At 64.2% G+C, this 18,343-nt stretch carries 12 protein-coding genes and 3 pseudogenes; 6 read left to right on the forward strand and 9 right to left on the reverse strand.

Annotated elements, in window-relative coordinates:
- Positions 1 to 145 precede the first annotated feature (145 nt).
- From GD429_RS33135 to GD429_RS33150, 4 genes are read left to right on the forward strand one after another with little or no spacing between them, the layout of a single operon-like run.
- Positions 146 to 991: a glycosyltransferase family 2 protein gene (locus tag GD429_RS33135; protein ID WP_152863490.1), complete on the forward strand. Its 846-nt coding sequence runs from the start codon at positions 146 to 148 to the stop codon at positions 989 to 991.
- Positions 988 to 1,953, forward strand: a complete 966-nt coding sequence (locus tag GD429_RS33140) for an SDR family oxidoreductase (protein WP_321575064.1) — start codon at positions 988 to 990, stop codon at positions 1,951 to 1,953. Before GD429_RS33135 ends, GD429_RS33140 begins: the two co-directional genes overlap by 4 nt.
- Positions 1,954 to 1,958: 5 nt before the next feature.
- Positions 1,959 to 2,975, forward strand: a complete 1,017-nt coding sequence (locus tag GD429_RS33145; protein ID WP_227791893.1) for an MraY family glycosyltransferase — start codon at positions 1,959 to 1,961, stop codon at positions 2,973 to 2,975.
- 12 nt (positions 2,976 to 2,987) lie between these two features.
- Positions 2,988 to 4,880 (forward strand): polysaccharide biosynthesis protein, encoded by a 1,893-nt coding sequence (locus GD429_RS33150; protein ID WP_152863496.1) that lies wholly within the window; start codon positions 2,988 to 2,990, stop codon positions 4,878 to 4,880.
- 74 nt (positions 4,881 to 4,954) lie between these two features.
- On the opposite strand, the gene GD429_RS33155 is transcribed toward GD429_RS33150, so the two are convergent.
- From GD429_RS33155 to GD429_RS33165, 3 genes and pseudogenes are all read right to left on the reverse strand, one after another.
- Positions 4,955 to 5,878, reverse strand: a complete 924-nt coding sequence (locus GD429_RS33155) for a hypothetical protein (protein WP_152863498.1) — start codon at positions 5,876 to 5,878, stop codon at positions 4,955 to 4,957.
- Positions 5,879 to 6,113: 235 nt separating this feature from the next.
- A pseudogene (locus GD429_RS33160) lies at positions 6,114 to 6,614 on the reverse strand (MraY family glycosyltransferase); the annotation flags it as partial.
- 27 nt (positions 6,615 to 6,641) lie between these two features.
- A pseudogene (locus GD429_RS33165) lies at positions 6,642 to 6,773 on the reverse strand (UDP-glucose 4-epimerase); the annotation flags it as partial.
- 437 nt (positions 6,774 to 7,210) lie between these two features.
- On the opposite strand from GD429_RS33165, the gene GD429_RS33170 reads away from it, so the two are divergent.
- Entirely contained in the window at positions 7,211 to 9,571 is a 2,361-nt protein-coding gene (locus GD429_RS33170) for a protease pro-enzyme activation domain-containing protein (protein ID WP_152863500.1), read from the forward strand.
- 179 nt (positions 9,572 to 9,750) lie between these two features.
- Here the strand turns inward: GD429_RS33170 and GD429_RS33175 are convergent.
- A pseudogene (locus GD429_RS33175) lies at positions 9,751 to 10,218 on the reverse strand (MraY family glycosyltransferase); the annotation flags it as partial.
- 179 nt (positions 10,219 to 10,397) lie between these two features.
- On the opposite strand from GD429_RS33175, the gene GD429_RS33180 reads away from it, so the two are divergent.
- Positions 10,398 to 12,725 carry a protease pro-enzyme activation domain-containing protein gene (locus GD429_RS33180; protein WP_227791895.1) on the forward strand — a complete coding sequence of 776 codons (2,328 nt, stop codon included), beginning with the start codon at positions 10,398 to 10,400 and terminating at the stop codon, positions 12,723 to 12,725.
- 44 nt (positions 12,726 to 12,769) lie between these two features.
- Here the strand turns inward: GD429_RS33180 and GD429_RS33185 are convergent, their stop codons facing one another.
- The 5 genes from GD429_RS33185 to GD429_RS33205 are packed head-to-tail and all read right to left on the reverse strand — an operon-like array spanning position 12,770 to position 18,208.
- Positions 12,770 to 13,876 (reverse strand): MraY family glycosyltransferase, encoded by a 1,107-nt coding sequence (locus GD429_RS33185; protein ID WP_152863505.1) that lies wholly within the window; start codon positions 13,874 to 13,876, stop codon positions 12,770 to 12,772.
- A gap of 27 nt (positions 13,877 to 13,903) precedes the next feature.
- A complete protein-coding gene (gene galE, locus GD429_RS33190; RefSeq protein WP_152863507.1) occupies positions 13,904 to 14,926 on the reverse strand; it encodes a UDP-glucose 4-epimerase GalE in 1,023 nt (340 codons plus the stop codon).
- 15 nt (positions 14,927 to 14,941) lie between these two features.
- Positions 14,942 to 16,078 carry a glycosyltransferase family 4 protein gene (locus tag GD429_RS33195; RefSeq protein ID WP_152863509.1) on the reverse strand — a complete coding sequence of 379 codons (1,137 nt, stop codon included), beginning with the start codon at positions 16,076 to 16,078 and terminating at the stop codon, positions 14,942 to 14,944.
- 52 nt (positions 16,079 to 16,130) lie between these two features.
- The gene (locus GD429_RS33200) at positions 16,131 to 16,955 is read right to left on the reverse strand and encodes a glycosyltransferase (protein WP_152863511.1); all 825 of its coding nucleotides are present in this window, start codon (positions 16,953 to 16,955) and stop codon (positions 16,131 to 16,133) included.
- Complete coding sequence (locus GD429_RS33205) at positions 16,952 to 18,208, reverse strand: oligosaccharide flippase family protein (RefSeq protein WP_152863513.1); 1,257 nt, start codon at positions 18,206 to 18,208, stop codon at positions 16,952 to 16,954. The genes GD429_RS33200 and GD429_RS33205 overlap by 4 nt, the downstream gene beginning before the upstream one ends.
- Positions 18,209 to 18,343 lie beyond the last annotated feature (135 nt).

Genomic DNA, 18,343 nt, shown 5'->3' on the forward strand with positions numbered 1-18,343 from the left:
TCCGCGGCGATGGGCCGGCGAAGGTTACAATTGGCGCGCGCGCCCGCGTGATCCGGAGCCGGAACCCGGGTCACATCGGTCTGCAACGAATCCCTGATATCTCTAACGTTGGCCAATCCAACGCCAGCGCGCAATCGAAGCCTGCATGAACCATACAAGCGCGTCGCCTCCTTCCAATTGCGGACTGTCGGTTTCCCTCGTCGTCTATAAACCCGATATCGCCTTGCTCGAGCAGACGCTCGCGAGCCTGGGGGCCGCGTGCGAGCGCATGCGTGCCGTCTCGGCGGGGCGCCCGGTCGAATTGTTCCTGGTCGACAATGGCGGCCTTGGCGACGTGCGCGTGATGACCGATCGGCTGCGTGAGCATGGCATCGATTGCCGGTTGCTGACGGGGCACGGCAACATAGGTTACGGTCGCGGTCACAATCTCGCCATCAGGCAAACTACCGGGCGCTTCCATCTGATACTGAACCCGGACATCGATCTGGACCTGCAAGCGCTCGCTATCGGCTGCGAATTCTTCGACACGTCCCCCGATACCGGTTTGGTGGCGCCGTGGATCGGCCACGACACGGGCGATCAGCAATATCTCTGTCGCCGCTTTCCAGCGTTGCTCGACCTGCTCGTCCGCGGTTTCCTGCCCGCGCGCATGCGTCGATGGTTTGCCGGTCGTCTTGCGAACTACGAAATGCGCGACGTCATCAACGACCGCGATATCGTCTGGGATCCGCCCATCGTCAGCGGCTGCTTCATGCTGTTCCGCACCGACGTCCTGAAGAAACTGGGCGGTTTCGACCCGCGCTACTTCCTGTACTTCGAAGACTACGATCTCAGCCTGCGCACCCATGACGTCGCCCGCGTCGCCTATGTCCCGTCGGTCCGCGTGATCCATCACGGCGGCGGTGCTTCCCGCAAGGGTTTCGCGCACATTCGCATGTTCGCCGCATCGGCCTTCAAGTTCTACAACCGCTTCGGCTGGAGGCTGTGGTGAGTCATCTCGTCGTCACCGGCGCGAACGGCTTCGTCGGCCGTGCCGTCTGCCGTCGCGCACTGGATGCCGGGCACACCGTCACCGCACTGGTGCGACGTCCCGGCGGCTGCATCGACGGCGTGCGCGAATGGGTGCACGGCGGCGCCGATTTCGATGGCCTCGACGAAGGATGGCCTGCCGACCTGGCCGCCGATTGCGTCATTCATCTCGCCGCCCGCGTGCACGTGATGCGCGACGAGTCGCCCGATCCCGACGCGTCGTTCGACGCGACCAACGTCACGGGCACGCTGCGTCTCGCCGAGGCGGCGCGCAACCACGGCGTACGCCGCATCGTGTTCGCGAGCAGCATCAAGGCGGTCGGCGAGGGCGACGGCGGCGTGCCGCTGTCGGAAGCTTTCGAACCCGATCCGCAGGATGCATACGGCCGCTCGAAGCTGCGTGCGGAGCGGCGACTCGCGCAGTTCGGCGCATCGGCCGGGCTCGATGTCGTTGTCGTTCGTCCACCGCTCGTCTACGGTCCGGCTGTTCGCGCGAATTTCCTGCGGATGATGGACGCGGTTGCGCGCGGTATGCCGCTGCCGCTCGGTTCCGTCCCCGCACGGCGCAGCATCGTCTACGTCGAAAACCTCGCCGATGCGCTGCTGCGTTGTGCATTCGACCCGCGCGCGGCCGGCGAATGCTTTCACGTCGCCGACGACGACGCGCCGTCGGTCACGGGCCTGTTGCGTCTCGTCGGCGACGCGCTCGGTAGGCCGGCGCGGCTGATCGCGGTACCGCCGGCCTTCTTGCGTGCGCTCGGGAAGCTGACCGGCCGCCGCGCGGCGATCGATCGCCTGACGGGCAGCCTTCAACTCGATACCGGCCGGATCAAGCGCGTGCTCGACTGGCATCCGCCCTATACGACCCGCCAGGGCCTCGAAGCGACCGCCGCATGGTATCGTTCGCGCGATACACAACAATAGTCGACATGCATTTCCCGATTTCCACATGGCCTGCCGCGGTCGTGGTGGCGCTGGCCGCCGCCACCGCATCGACGGCCATCCTGCGCATGCTGCTCGCGACCGGCCTCGCCTGGCGCCTCGCCACCGACATTCCGAACGACCGTTCGCTCCATTCGCTGCCGACGCCGCGCGTCGGCGGATGGGGCATCGTGCCGGTATGCGTCGTTGCGCTGTTGGCGCTGGCGCCGCGACTGTGGCTGATCGCCGTCGCCGCCGCGGGGCTGGCCGCAATGTCGCAGATCGACGACCGGCGCGGGCTGCCGGCCCGCGTGCGGTTCTCGGCGCACCTCGCGGCAGTCGTCGCGCTGATCGTCGTCTTTCCGGCCGACGCACCCTGGTGGCTGCTCGCCGGCGTGGGCTTCGCGATGGTCTGGCTGACGAACCTGTACAACTTCATGGACGGTGCCGACGGCCTCGCTGGCGGCATGGCGCTGTTCGGTTTCGGCGGGTACGCGGTCGCGGCGCTGAATGGCGCGCAGGCGTCGCCCGATCTCGTCGTGGCGGGCGCGGCGGTCGCCGGCGCGGCGCTGGGCTTCCTGCTGCTCAATTTCCATCCGGCCCGGCTGTTCCTGGGCGATGCGGGCTCGATTCCGCTGGGATTCCTGGCCGGCGCGCTGGGCTACTGGGGCTGGCGTACCGGCGTCTGGCCGATCTGGTTTCCCGCGATGGTGTTCGCCCCCTTTATTGCCGACGCATCTGTAACACTTTCGAGACGCCTGTTACGCGGAGAAAAGTTCTGGCAGGCGCATCGCGAGCACTATTATCAGAGGATGGTCCGATCCGGCGTAGGTCACGGTCGGACCGCTCTTTATTGGTACCTCATCATGCTCGCGGGCATAATTGTCGCCGTGTGGGCAAAGGGCCGCCCCGAACTGCAGCAATGGCTGTCGTTCTTCGCATGGTATGGCGTCCTGGCATGGTTCGGATGGTTGATCGACATGCGTTGGCGCCGGTTTCAGTCGGCCGCCGAAAACAACTCTTGAGGTTTCCCGCAGATGTTGCGATCCAAGGCATCCTGGCTGTCACTGAGTGCTTTCCTGTTCGACCTGACGGCGGTTGTCGCCGCATGGTTGTTCGCTTATCTCGTTCGTTTCAATGGCAGCGTTCCGCATGATTTCCTGAACGGCGCGCTGATGGCGCTGACGTGGGTGCTGCCTGTGTACGCGCTGATGTTCCACGGATTCGGCCTGTATCGCGGGCTGTGGGTGTTCGCGAGCCTGCCCGACCTGATGCGCATTGCGAAGGCGGTAGTCGGCGGCGGCGTGATCGTGATGATCGGCGCGGTGATGTTCCAGCCGGCGCCGATCATTCCGCGCTCGGTACTGCTCCTGCAGCCGCTGATGCTGTTCCTGGCGATGGGCGGCGCGCGTGCGCTGTATCGCGCGACGAAGGAGTATTACCTGTACGGCGGCCTGGTCGGGAAGGGCAAGCCGGTGCTGGTGCTCGGCGCCGGCACGGCCGGTGCGAGTCTCGCACGCGAACTGTCGCGCTCCGGCGAATGGCGCCTCGTCGGCCTGCTCGACGACGACGTCACGAAGCAGGGCCGCGAAATCTACGGCTACAAGGTGCTGGGCTCGTTCAACGACCTGAAGCACTGGACCGACGCGATGAAGGTCGAGTACGCGATCATCGCGATTCCGTCGGCTTCCGTCGAAACGCAGCGTCGCGTCGCGACGCTGTGCGTGCGGGCCGGCGTGAAGGCGATGGTGCTGCCTTCGCTGACCGCGCTGATGCCGGGGCAGGGCTTCCTGTCGCAGGTGCGGAACATCGATCTCGAGGATCTGCTCGGCCGCGACGCCGTGACGATCGACACGCCGCACGTCGAGGCGCTGCTGCGCGGCCGCGTCGTGATGGTGACGGGCGCGGGCGGCTCGATCGGCTCCGAGCTGTGCCGGCAGATACTGCGCTTCGCACCGGCGCAGCTTGTCGCGTTCGACCTGTCCGAGTACGCGATGTACCGGTTGACCGAGGAACTGCGCGAACGCTTCCCCGACCTGCCGGTCCTGCCGATCATCGGCGACGCGAAGGATTCGCTGCTGCTCGACCAGGTGATGTCGCGCCATGCACCGCATATCGTGTTCCATGCAGCCGCCTACAAGCACGTGCCGCTGATGGAGGAGCACAACGCATGGCAGGCGCTGCGCAACAACGTGCTCGGCACGTATCGCGTGGCTCGCGCGGCGATCCGTCACGACGTGCGTCACTTCGTGCTGATTTCGACCGACAAGGCCGTCAATCCGACCAACGTGATGGGCGCGAGCAAGCGCCTCGCCGAAATGGCCTGCCAGGCGTTGCAGCAGACCAGCGGGCGCACGCAGTTCGAGACCGTGCGCTTCGGCAACGTGCTCGGCAGCGCGGGCAGCGTGATCCCGAAGTTCCAGCAGCAGATCTCGAAGGGCGGCCCGGTGACGGTCACGCACCCGGAGATCACGCGTTTCTTCATGACGATCCCGGAAGCGTCGCAGCTCGTGCTGCAGGCGTCGAGCATGGGGCATGGCGGCGAGATCTTCATTCTCGACATGGGCGAACCGGTGAAGATCGTCGATCTCGCACGCGACCTGATCCGCCTGTACGGTTTCTCGGAAGAGCAGATCCGCATCGAGTTCACCGGGTTGCGGCCGGGCGAGAAGCTCTACGAGGAGCTGCTCGCGGACGACGAGGCGACGACGCGCACGCCTCATCCGAAACTGCGGATCGCGCGCGCGCGCGAAGTGCCGGACAACCTGCTCGATGAATTGCTGCCGTGGCTGATGCAGCACCGCGTGCTGAGCGACGACGAAGTGCGGCGCGATTTGCGGCGCTGGGTGCCGGAATATCAGTCGACGGTTGCGCCTCTCTTGCAAAGCGTATCGGCATCATCCCCATCGACGGGCGTCGCGCGGAGATAGCGCAATCCCAACGCATGTCGATCATCGTGCGGACTGTCCTTTGGGAACAACGCGGTCGCGCACTGATACTGCGATCACGGTGCCAGCAACGCCCCGTATCGTGCGATGGCTTGCATGGCGGTCTGCCGTTCAAGCGAGCGAATGTCTATACTTTTGAGCCGTCGCTTGGCCAGTGCGGACCAGAGACATGTATCCAGCCTGCATCGAGCGTCAAGCAGTGCCATTGTCCCGGAATCGAGTTCCTTGTCGAGACGCAATCTGAGGTTGCCTGGTACACGCTCAGTGGAATTGAGATGTTCCATGGGTAAGTCGGCGCCCAGCCACTTACTCAAACTGTCTCGAAATGACGCATTTTCAATGATGTCGCAATAAGCAAAGGTATCGAGTTGCTTGAGTGCGCTTTTTAGGAGTGATGCGTCCTGATCCGGCGTGATAAACGCGTCATTGCCGAAGCGTTGATCGGGCCAAAGCAGCATGCGTGTCACGATGTTGTCTGTTTGGCATGCAATGCGTGGATCTGTCAGAAACGCTTTGAGGGATCCGTGCGATATCTCGACACAGTCGCGCCAGCCTCCCCAGAGCGCAAGATGTTCGCCGGGTGTGGCTCGCCAGTATACCCAGTGGGATAAGAGGCGAGTCTGCGGCTCTCGAAGAAAGGTCAGCAATTGCGCATTTCGATACCTGTTTGCCAGTGTGCTCCGGGAAAAGTGACCCATTGCAAGACGGGCGTCCGGCATCTTATTTGTGTCGAGATAGACGGTGCGTGCGATTTCGGGACTGAACTCGGAAAAACCATCAAATGCCCCCAGCAACGACCGGTCGAAGCCTGATACATCTGCGGGAGATTGAAGCGCTTGGGAAATACCCCGAAGGACCGACGTACCAGCGCTCTTCGGGATGTGCATGACTGCAAGCGGTTTCTCGATGTTTCGAGGAATGTTCTTGAATCTTGGGGTAATAAAATGGTTGAGCATTTTCTGACGGAATGATTTCGTCATGCACCTTTGGCACGAACGAATAAAACGATGCACGGGTTCGAGTCGTGGCGAGCGGGTGCTGGAACGGGGTTTGATGTCGACAAATCGTGTGTCTGTCTGCTTGAGGTTTATTATATTCATCACAGCAGTCGACGGATCGCGCGATGCGGGAATCGGCAGTCATGCAGATTTCGACAGATTACAATTCGTCGATCGACCACTAAATAGTGCCTCGACGCGTGTCTGTGTGTTTAGCCATCGACGCGAGTCCGTTGAAGCCGTCGATGATGTTGATCGCGTTGGCGAGGGCCGCGACCGCGAGCACCGTGATGAAGGCCGAGATGGCCACGTAGCCGAGCAGGAAATCGAGCGGCGGCACGCTGATGCGCTTGACCGCGATACCCATCACCCCGAAGGCGAGCGCGGCCGCGCCCATCGTGCACAGCAGCCGCGCACGCGGCGATACGCGCTTGGTCAGGTCCTCGACGAGGCCGGACAGGAACGCCGGCAGCCCACATGCGGCGATCCCGAGAATGCTGCCGGCGATCGTCGGATAGCGCCGCGACAGGATCAGCGCGGCAATGACGACCCCGGCGAGGATCCCGATGCCTCCGACCCGCGGCACGGGCCGCATGTGGAATTTCTGCACGCCGGCCAGATCGCTGTCGACCGAGAATTTCTCGTGAAGGTGCGCGTAGCGCACGATGAACAGCGTGACGAGCAGGGAGACGATGAAGCCGGACGCGAAGCTGAGCATGGGATCGCTCGAAAAATGGACAGCGGATTATACAAAGCCGCGCGGGTTGCCCTCCTGCCATCGCCAGTGGTCGGCACACATTTCTTCGAGGCCGAGCGTCGCGTGTCAGCCGATGATGTCGGCTGCGGCCTGCGGGTTCGCGTAGCACTCGGCGATGTCGCACCGGGTGGCGTGCGCGGTTTTCCACGGAGATCTGGTGGCTTGCCCCGAACCTTAGGCTTTCTATATTGAGAGTTCGCGGGGCCACGAAGGCACTTTTTGCCCCATGAGCTGGACACGGCGAGCGGTGCTTTGCCGGTGCGTCGCATTCGCGCGACGAAATTATTCGAATTAAGACATGGCTTAATCCATTCGCCTCTGCGCATATCGATCAAGCGTATTTGACTGTTGGTTGATTCCCGCATATTTTTAATAATAGGAATAGGGCTCGATTAGGCGAGCGAGGTGGTCTCGGCAATATTCGCCTTAAGTTGGCGCCTCCTGTATCTGCCGTGCACACCGGTACCGACGAGAACACCTATCAATGATCGGATACCGAAATAAGGAAAGGAACAGTAAAAGATTTAAATAACCAATCCAAAACAGAGACCATTCCGATGAAGACCGGGCACATTGCCAGATCGGTGATCGCGGCACTTGCGGTGTTCGCGCTTGCAAGCTGCGGGGGCGGCGACAGCCCGACGGCAGTCACCGAGCAGGCGTACAAGCTGTCGGAACTGCGGGCCGCAGGCAATGTCGTGGGTTTGGCGCCGTTGAGTGCCACGACGCCCGTGCATGTTGCGCTGGTACTCAAGCTCAACAACGAAATCGCATTGGATAGATTCCTGCAGCAAGCCAGGACTCGTGGCAGCGCCAATTTCGGAGCCGCGCTGACCTCGGCGCAGGTCGCCGCGCAGTACGCTCCCACGGCCGAGCAGGTCTCGACCGTGAAGGCCTACCTGCGAAGTAATGGTTTCACTAACATCAAGGTAGCCGGCAACAACATGATCGTCGAGGCCGATGCCCCGGCCAATGTGGTATCCGGCGTGTTCAGGACGACGCTGGTGCCGGTTGCGATGGCGGATGGCAGTCGGACGCATGTCAACCTCACCGCCGAGACGGTGCCCGATGCGATCGGCGGGGTTGTTCAATCGGTTCTGGGACTGGATACGGCGACCCGCTTGCATACGCACAGCGTCCGGCTTCCGCTCGCGGGCAGTGCGCAAAATGCAGGCGCGCCGTCGACGGCAGCAATCACGGTAGGTCATAACCCAACGGCTTTTCCCGGCATCTATTCCGTCGGCAGCGCACCAACGGCCAGCAACATCACGGTGGGGATCATTGCCGAAGGAAACCTGACACAGCCGCTTATCGACCTGACTGCCTTCGAAAGCAGCAACCAGCTGCCCGCGGTACCCGTCTCGGTCATCAATGCCGGGATACCAAGCGCCGACACGAGCGCGAACGTGGAGTGGTCGCTCGATAGCCAGAGCATTGTCGGAATGTCCGGCGGCCTCAAACAACTCAATTTCTACGTTGCGTCATCGTTCTCGTGGATTGATATGGCTTCCGCCATCAATCTGGCGGTGGCAGACAATACCGCCCGGGTCATCAACATGTCCATCGGCGGATGCGAGAACCGGGCGCCAACGGTATCGGTCGATGTGCTGCTCAAACTCGCCGTAGCACAAGGACAGACTTTTTCGGTCAGCTCGGGGGATTCAGGCAGCGTTGGCTACGGCTGTTCCGGCACCTCGGTGGAATACCCGGCAAGCTCACCCTATGTCGTAGCCGTGGGCGGCACAAGCCTGTACACGAACGCGAACGGAAGCTACGCCGGCGAGACGGCCTGGGACGGTAGCGGTGGCGGCATCAGCGTCGTGGAGCCCATTCCCGCCTGGCAGTCGAACGTATCCCAACTCAATGGGCGAGCCTATCGGGGCGTCCCGGATCTTGCGTTCGATGCCGATCCCTATAGCGGTGCGCAGGTCATTGTCGGTGGACAACTGCAGACCGTCGGAGGTACGAGCCTGGCCGCGCCGCTGTTTGCGGCAACCTGGGCGCGCATGCTCTCCGGCGCTTGCGCGACGGCTCCGGGATTCGCCGCGCCCACCTTGTACAGCTTTCAAGCAACGACTCCGGCCATCTTTCGCGACGTCTCCTACGGTACGAACGGCGCATACAGCGCCGGTCCGGGATGGGATTTCGTCACCGGCTGGGGCTCGCCGGATGTCAGCGTCCTGCATTCCGCGATATGCGCTCCAACGTCTCCCATCTACGGCGGTGTCGTCAATGAAGGTACAACACTGAACCCGGGCCAAACACTGTACTCGCCGTCCACGAACCATGAACTCGTCATGCAATACGACGGCAACCTCGTGCTTTACAACACGACCAATGGTGCCGCGGTGTGGAGTTCCCGCACGTACGGAAACGCCGGAGCGTATGCCGCCTTCCAGGCCGATGGCAATTTCGTGGTCTACGGCGCGAGCGGCAACGCGCTGTGGTACTCGGCGACCGGCGGGACGTCCTACGGCCAGTCTCTTGTCCTGCAGGACGACGGCAACATGGTGATCTACCGATTGTCCGTGCCGGTATTTGCCACATCGACCGCTACCAGCGGCTATACGAACTCCACGAGCGGCCCGGCTGTCTGGAAGGGCGGCGTCACCCTCGGCAGCGGCCAAAGTTTTACTTCAGGCAATGGCGCGAACGTGCTGGTCATGCAGGGGGACGGGAATTTGGTGCTGCTTCGCCAGGGCGTTGCGCAGTGGAGTTCGGGTACCTACAATCATCCGGGCGCCTTTGCGGTGATGCAAGCGGATGGCAATCTGGTCGTCTACAGTTCGACAGGGACGCCGCTCTGGTATTCCGGCACGAGTGGATATCCGGGTGGAGCCACTTACGTTCAGGACGACGGTAACGTCGTGATCTATACGCGACTGCCGCGCTGGAGCACGAATACCGCAGGGACCTAGTATCTCACTCGTCGATTCGCGATCGCACCGTCACGGCCCCGTCACCCACGGCGGGCCGTGCGACTCGGTGACACGTCGGCCTCCCGCGCCACTCAATGCCCCCGCTTCTCCTTCCTCACTACCATCCACCTCGGCGTCCTGAATCGCACCATGCTGAGATACAGCCACACGTAGGTCAGCGCGAACAGCACGACCGGGTCGCCGACCTGGAACGCAACATACGCGAGCGACGCGAACATCATGAAGCTGACCATCGACGCGAGCCCGTTGACGCCGTCGATGATGTTGATCGCATTCGCGAGCGCCGCGACCGTGAGCACCGTGACGAACGCCGAGATGGCCACCTAGCCGAGCAGGAAATCGAGCGGCGGCACACTGATGCGCTTGACCGCGATACCCATCACCCCGAAGGCGAGCGCGGCCGCGCCCATCGTGCACAGCAGCCGCGCGCGCGGCGACACGCGTTTGGTCAGGTCCTCGACGAGGCCGGACAGGAACGCCGGCAGCCCGCAGGCGGCGATCCCGAGAATGCTGCCGGCGATCGTCGGATAGCGCCCGAGCAGGATCGGCGCGGCAATGACGACCCCGGCGAGGATCCCGATGCCTCCGACCCGCGGCACGGGCCGCACGTGGAATATCTGCCCGCCGGACGCATGGCTCGATACGTCGGCGTCATTTGACTGTCGGCCGATCTATGCATATGTTTTCCTCAAGATAGCCGTGCGATTGCCGTAAAGAACGATGTGAAAAACTGAATAAAAAATCGACGTTCGATACCAATCCGATGAAAGCGGAACATATTGCTAGGGGAATGAGCGCGGCACTCATGGTGCTCGCGCTTGCAGGCTGCGGCGGCGGCGACGACGCAAGTCCGGCGGTGGCCACGGCGCAGGCCGGCAAACTGTCGGCGCTGCGAGCCACGGGCAACGCGGTGAGCGCGGCGCCGATGAGCGCAACGGCGCCGGTCCATGTTGCGCTGGTGCTCAAACTGAATGACGAAGCCGGGTTGAACCGCTTTCTGCAGCAAGCGCGAACGCCCGGCAGCGCCAGCTTCGGGGCCGTGCTGACGTCCGCGCAGATTGCCGCGCAGTACGCGCCCACCGCAGGCCAGGTCGCCACCGTGAAGGCCTATTTGGGAAGTAAGGGCTTCACGAACATCAAGGTGGCCGACAACAACATGATCGTCGAAGCCGATGCGCCGGCCGGCGTGATATCCGGCGTGTTCCAGACGTCGCTCGTCCCGGTCGCGATGGCGGACGGCACCAGCACGCATATCAATACCGCCCCGGAGACGATGCCCGATGCGATCAGCGGGGTCGTTCAAGGGGTTCTCGGGCTCGATACCGCGACTCGCCTGCATCCGAATTTCGTGCGCGCTTCCAATGCGGGCGTTGCGCCGACCGCAAATGCGTCGCCGACTACGTCCGCGGTCACGGTGGGTCACAACCCGACGGACTTTCCCGGCATCTATTCCGTCGGCAGCACCCCGACGGCGGCCAACACCACGGTCGGCATCATTGCCGAAGGAGACGTGACGCAGCCTGTCATCGACTTGGCGACGTTCGTGAGCAACAACCATCTGCCCGCCGTACCCGTTTCGGTGATCCGTGCCGGGCTGCCGAGCGCGGACACGAGCGCGAACGTCGAATGGTCGCTCGATAGCCAGGCCATCGTCGGGATGTCCGGCGGCGTCAAGCAGCTCAATTTCTACGTTGCGCCGTCGTTTGCCTGGAGCGATATGGCGCTTGCAATCAATCGCGCCGTGATCGACAACACCGCCCGGGTCATCAACATGTCGATCGGCGGTTGCGAGAACTGGGCGCCGACGGCGGCCATCGACACGCTGTTTCAGCTCGCCGTCGCGCAGGGGCAGACTTTCGCGGTCAGTTCCGGGGATTCAGGCAGCGTGGCGTACGGCTGCACCGGCACGTCGGTGCAATACCCGGCGACGTCCCCGTATGTCGTGGCCGTTGGGGGTACCACGCTCTATACGAACGGGAACGGCAGCTACGGGGGCGAGACGGCCTGGGGCTCCAGCGGGGGCGGCATCAGTGGCATCGAGCCGATTCCATCGTGGCAGTCGAACGTTCCGGCGCTCAAGGGGCGCGCTTTTCGGGGCATGCCGGACCTTGCGTTCGATGCCGATCCGAACAGCGGCGAAGCAGTCATCGTGGGAGGACAACTCGAGATAGTGGGCGGGACGAGCCTGTCCGCGCCGCTGTTTGCCGCGACCTGGGCGCGCATGCTGTCCGGTCCCTGCGCGACGAATCTCGGTTTCGCGGCGCCCACGCTGTATAGCGCTAAAACCACGACCCCATCGAGCTTTCGCGATATCACCAACGGTTCGAATGGCGCATACGGTGCGGGTTCGGGATGGGATTTCGTGACCGGCTGGGGCACGCCGAACGTCAGCGTGCTGTATTCCGCGATATGCGTTCCGACGGCCCCGATCTACGGCGGCGTGATCAACGAAGGTACGATGCTCAAGCCGGGGCAAGTCGTGTATTCGGCTTCCAAAAGCCATGAGCTGGTCATGCAATACGACGGCAACCTCGTGCTTTACAACACGACCAATGGCGCCGCGGTGTGGAGTTCCCGCACGTACGGAAACGCCGGAGCGTATGCCGTGTTTCAGGCCGATGGCAATTTCGTGGTCTACGGCGCGAGCGGCAACGCGCTGTGGTACTCGGCGACCGGCGGGGCGTCCTACGGTCAGTCTCTTGCCGTGCAGGACGACGGCAACATGGTGATCTACCGATCGTCCGTGCCGGTATTTGCCACATCGACCGCTGCCAGCGGATATACGAACTCCACGAGCGGCCCGGCCGTCTGGAAGGGCGGCATCGCCCTCAGCAGCGGCCAAGGTTTCATTTCAGGCAATGGTGCGAACGTGCTGGTCATGCAGGGAGACGGGAATTTGGTGCTGCTTCGCCAGGGCGTTGCGCAGTGGAGTTCGGGTACCTACAATCATCCGGGCGCCTTTGCGGTGATGCAACCGGACGGCAATCTGGTCGTCTACAGTTCGACAGGGACGCCGCTCTGGTATTCAGGCACGAGTGGATATCCCGGTGGGGCCACTTACGTTCAGGACGACGGTAACGTCGTGATCTATACGCAAGTACCGAACTGGAGCACGAATACGGCGGGAAGCTAGGGGACGATTCCGGCCAGCGCCATCACGCTGGCCGTCCGCCACGCTCAGTGCCCGCGCTTCTCCTTCCTCACCACCATCCACCTCGGCGCCCTGAACCGCACGATGCTGAGATACAGCCACACGTAGGTCAGCGCGAACAGCACGACGAACACGAACAGGTGCACCGTGTGCCGCCAGAACAGCGTCGCGGGTATCACCGCGACGAGGCACAGCAGCCAGAGATAAGGTGAGGTGAGCGAATTGCGCCGCGTCAGATCATGCGCGTGCTTGGTGCCGACCGCCCAGCGCATCAGCCGCTTGTACACGAGCATGTGCAGGTGGACGCCGTCCGGAATGCCGGGCGACATCCCGCGGATGAACTTCTTCCGGTAGATCGAGAAGCAGGTCTCGAAGATCGGGTACATGAACAGCAGTACCGGATACCACGCGGACACCTCGCGATTGCGCATCACGAGCATGATCGCGAGTTCCGCGAGCATGAACCCGATGAAATACGCGCCGCCGTCACCGAGGAAGATCAGCCCGGCCGGGAAATTCCACAGGAAAAAGCCGAGCACGGCGCCCATCATGATGATCGACGCGGACATCACGACCGGGTCGTTGACATGGAACGCGACGTACGCGAGCGACGCAAACATCATGAAGCTGACCATCGACGCGAGTCCGTTGAAGCCGTCGATGATGTTGATCGCGTTGGCGAGGGCCGCGACCGCGAGCACCGTGATGAAGGCCGAGATGGCCACGTAGCCGAGCAGGAAATCGAGCGGCGGCACGCTGATGCGCTTGACCGCGATACCCATCACCCCGAAGGCGAGCGCGGCCGCGCCCATCGTGCACAGCAGCCGCGCACGCGGCGATACGCGCTTGGTCAGGTCCTCGACGAGGCCGGACAGGAACGCCGGCAGCCCACATGCGGCGATCCCGAGAATGCTGCCGGCGATCGTCGGATAGCGCCGCGACAGGATCAGCGCGGCAATGACGACCCCGGCGAGGATCCCGATGCCCCCAACGCGCGGCACGGGCCGCACGTGGAATTTCTGCACGCCGGCCAGATCGCTGTCGACCGAGAATTTCTCGTGAAGATGCGCGTAGCGCACGATGAACAGCGTGACGAGCAGGGAGACGATGAAGCCGGACGCGAAGCTGAGCATGGGATCGCTCGAAAAATGGACAGCGGATTATACAAAACCGCGCGGGTTGCCCTCCTGCCATCGCCAGTGGTCCGCACACATTTCTTCAATGCCGAGCGTCGCGCGCCAGCCGATGATGTCGGCCGCGGCCTGCGGGTTCGCGTAGCACTCGGCGATATCGCCCGGGCGGCGCGCGACGAGCTCGTACGGCACCGGGCGGCCCGATGCCTTCTCGAACGCGCGCACGACTTCCAGCACGCTGTAGCCCTGGCCCGTGCCGAGGTTCACGACGAAGCTCGCGTCGCGCTTCGCCAGCGCGTCGAGCGCGGCGATGTGCCCCTTCGCGAGATCGACGACGTGGATGTAGTCGCGCACGCCCGTGCCGTCCGGTGTCGGGTAGTCGGAGCCGAACACGCGCAGCTTTTCCAGCTTGCCGACCGCGACCTGCGCGACATACGGCATCAGGTTGTTCGGGATGCCGGCCGGATCCTCGCCGATCAGCCCGCTCGCATGTGCGCCGACCGGGTTGAAGTAGCGCAGCGTCGCGATGCGCCACGCCGGGTCGGACACCTCGAGATCGCGCAGGATCTGCTCGGCGATCAGCTTCGACTGGCCGTACGGGTTGGTCGCGGACAGCGGGAACGATTCGTCGATCGGCGAGCGCTCGGGCACGCCGTACACGGTCGCGGACGAGCTGAACACGAACTGCCTGACGTTGCGCTCGCGCATGACCTTGAGCACGGCGAGTAGGCCGCCGATGTTGTTCTGGTAATACTCGAGCGGTTTCGCGACCGATTCGCCGACGGCCTTGAGCGCCGCGAAGTGGATCGTGCCGGTGATCGGGTGCGCGTCGAACACCTTCGCGAGCGCGGCTTCGTCGCACACGTCGACCTGGTGGAACGCGGGCTTCCTGCCCGTGATCTGCTCGATGCGCCGCACGGACTCGGCCTTGCTGTTGACGAGGTTGTCGACGATCACGACATCGTAGCCGTTGTCGAGCAGCTCGACGGCCGTGTGCGAGCCGATGTAGCCCGCACCGCCGGTGACGAGGATGGTGCCTTTAGCGGTCATTGTTGATGCGCTCCTTCAGAGGGTGATGCCTGTCAACGAATGAATGGTCTGCCGGTAGCGTTCGACGACCTGCTGCTCGTCGAATTCCGCCGCGACCTTCTGCCGGCCGCGCGCGCCCATCGCGTCGCGTCCGGCCGTTCCGAGTTCGATCATGCGGAGCAGTTGCTCCGCGAGGCTCGCGCTGTCGCGCACGCGGCACAGGAAGCCCGTTTCGCCGTCGGCGACGACGTCGCGGCAGCCCGGCACGTCGGTCGCGACGATCGGGCGGCCCATCGCCGATGCTTCCATCAGCGTGCGCGGCACGCCTTCGCGGTACGACGGCAGCACGACGCAGTCGGCGGCCGCGATATGCGGGCGCACGTCGTGCGCTTCGCCGAGATACTCGACGATGCCTTCGCCGACCCACGCGTCGACATCCGCGCGGCCGATCGCGCTCGGATTGTCGACGCCGAGCGGCCCGAGCAGCTGGAAGCGCGCGTTCGGGCAGCGGGCCCGCACGATGCGTGCGGCCTCCACATATTCGCGCACGCCCTTGTCCCACAGCAGCCGGCCGATCAGGATGAAGACGGGCGCGTCGCCGGCGGGCAGCGGCACGGGCGCGAACTGTTCGAGGTCGACGCCTTCGCCGTGCAGCAGCCGCGCGCGGTCGGGATGCGCGAGCAGCTGCTCGTCGGTGAAGGTCGCGAGATCGTCGCGGTTCAGGAACCAGACTTCACGCGGGAAGCGGAACGCGAACCGGTACAGCCGCTTCGCAACGCTCGCCGCGCGGCTCTTCTGGATGAATACGTAGCCGAGCCCCGTCGTCACCGCGATCGACGGCACGCGCGCGAGCCACGCGGCGATCGAGCCGTAGATGTTCGGCTTGATCGTGTAGTGGAACACGAGATCGGGCTGCAGCGCACGGTAGCGACGCACCAGCGCGGCGAGCGTGCCGAGATCCTCGCGCGGGCTCGTGCCTTTCGACGCGACCGCGAGCGCCACGTAGCGGCAGCCCATCTGCTCGAGCAGCGGCACCGTGCGGTCGTGCGGCGCGATCACGATGACCTCGGCGCCGCGCGCGACGAGCGCACGGATCAAACCGTGGCGGTACGTGTAGATCGCCCAGGCCGTGTTGCAGACGAGCGCGATGCGCAGCGGAGAGGTGGCAGACATGAAAAAAGAAAAAAATAAAGCGTCGAAAATGCCGAGGGGGCCGGATCCGCGCTCAAGCGGACGGCCGCGCGGCGAACAGCGTCTGCTTGATCCGCTGCAGCGTGCGGTACGGCGTCACGAAATGCAGCAGGTTCTTGGCGAGGCCGGCCCAGTCGTACGGATTCAGCGCGTTGAAGTGGCTCAGCAGCAGCGACAGCGTCGACACCAGCTGGCGCCGGCGTTTGGTCGCGCTGATCCCGCCCTCGTTGAGTTCGTAATACAGGCCGAGTTCCGGCAGGTTCGCGCAATCGTAGCGTTGCATTAACCGTAAAAAAAGATCGAGATCCTCGGCCGCGCGGTATTTCTCGCGATAGTTGCCGACCTCCAGCACGGCGTCGATGCGCAGCATCACCGACGGATGCACGAGCGGCGAGCGCAGGAATCGCGTGCGGCGCAGCGTGCGCGGATCGGCGGGCGGCGTCAGCATGAAGCGCGGCTCGCCGGCGCGCGACACGACCTGAGTCCACATGCCGACGCAGGCCACGCGCGAATGGGCGCCGAGATACGCGCGCTCCTTCGCGAGGCGCTGCGGCGCGGCGAGATCGCCCGCGTCGATGCGCGCCGCATAACGAAAGCCGCGCGCCGCGAGCGCGTCGATGCCGGCCGCCAGCGCGCGCTCGATGCCGCCGTTGCGCGGCATGCGCAGCACCTCGATCGCGAGGCCGGGCAGGTCGGGCGCGACGATCGGCGGCGTGCTGCCGTCGTCGACGATCAGCACGTGCACGGGCGCGTCCTCGCGAAACGACGCGAGGGTCCGGACGACGTCGTCGTGTCCGTTGTAGGCCGGCATCAGCACGGCCACGTCGTCGAGCGGGGGCGGGCAATCGGATGACGTCATGTTTGCAGCTTGAAACGGATGTAATAAAAATTGACGGCGGCCGCGGCCAGGTAGCCGGCCGCCAGCCCGACGAGCGCGCCGTACAGGCCGAGCCGCGGGATCGCGAACAGGTTGACGAGCGCGGCGATCGCGAGCGCGAGCAGCCATTTCGACAGCAACACGAATTTTGCTTGATATTTGAGAACGATAAGATTGCCTATCGCCTCGATGCCGGCCGGCACGGACAGCCAGACGGCCCAGCGGAAGATGTCGACCGAGGCCTCGTAGCCGCGGCCGAACACCTTGCCGACGATCAGCGGGGCGGCCGCGTCGAGCACGAGTGCGCCGGCCGTCATCAGGCAGGCCGTCATCGCGATCAGCCGGACGATGTTGCGGCGCAGCCGCGCGACGTCCTGCACGCGGTAGACGAATGCGGGCGCGATCGTCTGCGCGAGCATCAGCGCGAGCGTGATCCAGTTCTCGTTGAGCTGCTGCGCAGCCGAGTAGCGGCCGAGATCGGCGAACGACACGTGACGCTCGAGCATCAGGCGGTCGAGCTTCAGGAACAGGTACATGCAGATGAGGCCGAGCCAGAACACGGTGCCGGCCGTCGCAAAGTGCCTGAACAGCGGTTTATCGAACGTCCAGCCGAGCGCGCCGCCGTTACGATGCCGGTAGTACAGCAGCAGCGCGAAGCCGATCGCGGCGGCCTCGAGCGCCCACAGCCACCCGAAGCGCGCGGGGCCGGCGGCCGCTCGGACCAGCAGCCAGACGAGCAGCGCCTTCGCCAGCGCGGTGATCATGCTGGTGACGAGCTGCGGCTTGCTGTAGGTCAGGCTTTGCAGCCACGCGTTGATCACGCCGACGAACGGCTCGCGGAACACCATCGTGACCGCCAGGCCCGCGAGCATCGCGCCGACCAGCGGATCGAAGGCGCCCGCGGCGATCACGACCCAGGTCGCGACGAGCGCGGCGGCCGATACGGCGATGCGCAGCACGAACGCGCTGCCGAGCACCGCGCCGAGCTGGGCGGGCGGGCGCTGGACGATGGTCGGAACGAGGATTTCCGCGCCGCACACCCAGGTGAGCGGCGCCAGTACCAGGAGGAGCGTATTCGCATACTGCCATTTGCCGAACACGTCCGGCCCGAAATAACGGGCCAGAAGACCGCTGATCGCGATCGCGACGCCGATCTGCGTGAGCCGTTCGAGCCCCAGCCAGACGAGGTTCGCGACGGCCTTCGCGACATCCGGGTTGCCGAAGCGCTTCAGCATGCGCGGCGGCCGCACGTGTGCGGGGCGGTCGGCAGGGCGCCCGGAGGCTGCGGGTTGGCGGCGGCGGGTCGGCTAGGCATTAAAATGGGCGACATGCGCGTCATCAAAACCCGCGATTATAAGTGGGATCGGGGC

The organism is Burkholderia sp. BE17, from assembly GCF_009362305.1.
Lineage (GTDB): Bacteria > Pseudomonadota > Gammaproteobacteria > Burkholderiales > Burkholderiaceae > Burkholderia > Burkholderia pyrrocinia_C.

Excerpts from the sequence above, each read along its gene's own strand:
- GD429_RS33195 (WP_152863509.1), bottom strand. The coding sequence starts at position 16,078 with ATGTCTGCCACCTCTCCGCTGCGCATCGCGCTCGTCTGCAACACGGCC.
- galE (WP_152863507.1), bottom strand. The coding sequence starts at position 14,926 with ATGACCGCTAAAGGCACCATCCTCGTCACCGGCGGTGCGGGCTACATC.
- GD429_RS33145 (WP_227791893.1), top strand. The coding sequence starts at position 1,959 with ATGCATTTCCCGATTTCCACATGGCCTGCCGCGGTCGTGGTGGCGCTG.
- GD429_RS33155 (WP_152863498.1), bottom strand. The coding sequence starts at position 5,878 with ATGACGAAATCATTCCGTCAGAAAATGCTCAACCATTTTATTACCCCA.
- GD429_RS33185 (WP_152863505.1), bottom strand. The coding sequence starts at position 13,876 with ATGCTCAGCTTCGCGTCCGGCTTCATCGTCTCCCTGCTCGTCACGCTG.
- GD429_RS33170 (WP_152863500.1), top strand. The coding sequence starts at position 7,211 with ATGAAGACCGGGCACATTGCCAGATCGGTGATCGCGGCACTTGCGGTG.
- GD429_RS33205 (WP_152863513.1), bottom strand. The coding sequence starts at position 18,208 with ATGCTGAAGCGCTTCGGCAACCCGGATGTCGCGAAGGCCGTCGCGAAC.
- GD429_RS33200 (WP_152863511.1), bottom strand. The coding sequence starts at position 16,955 with ATGACGTCATCCGATTGCCCGCCCCCGCTCGACGACGTGGCCGTGCTG.
- GD429_RS33135 (WP_152863490.1), top strand. The coding sequence starts at position 146 with ATGAACCATACAAGCGCGTCGCCTCCTTCCAATTGCGGACTGTCGGTT.
- GD429_RS33150 (WP_152863496.1), top strand. The coding sequence starts at position 2,988 with ATGTTGCGATCCAAGGCATCCTGGCTGTCACTGAGTGCTTTCCTGTTC.
- GD429_RS33180 (WP_227791895.1), top strand. The coding sequence starts at position 10,398 with ATGGTGCTCGCGCTTGCAGGCTGCGGCGGCGGCGACGACGCAAGTCCG.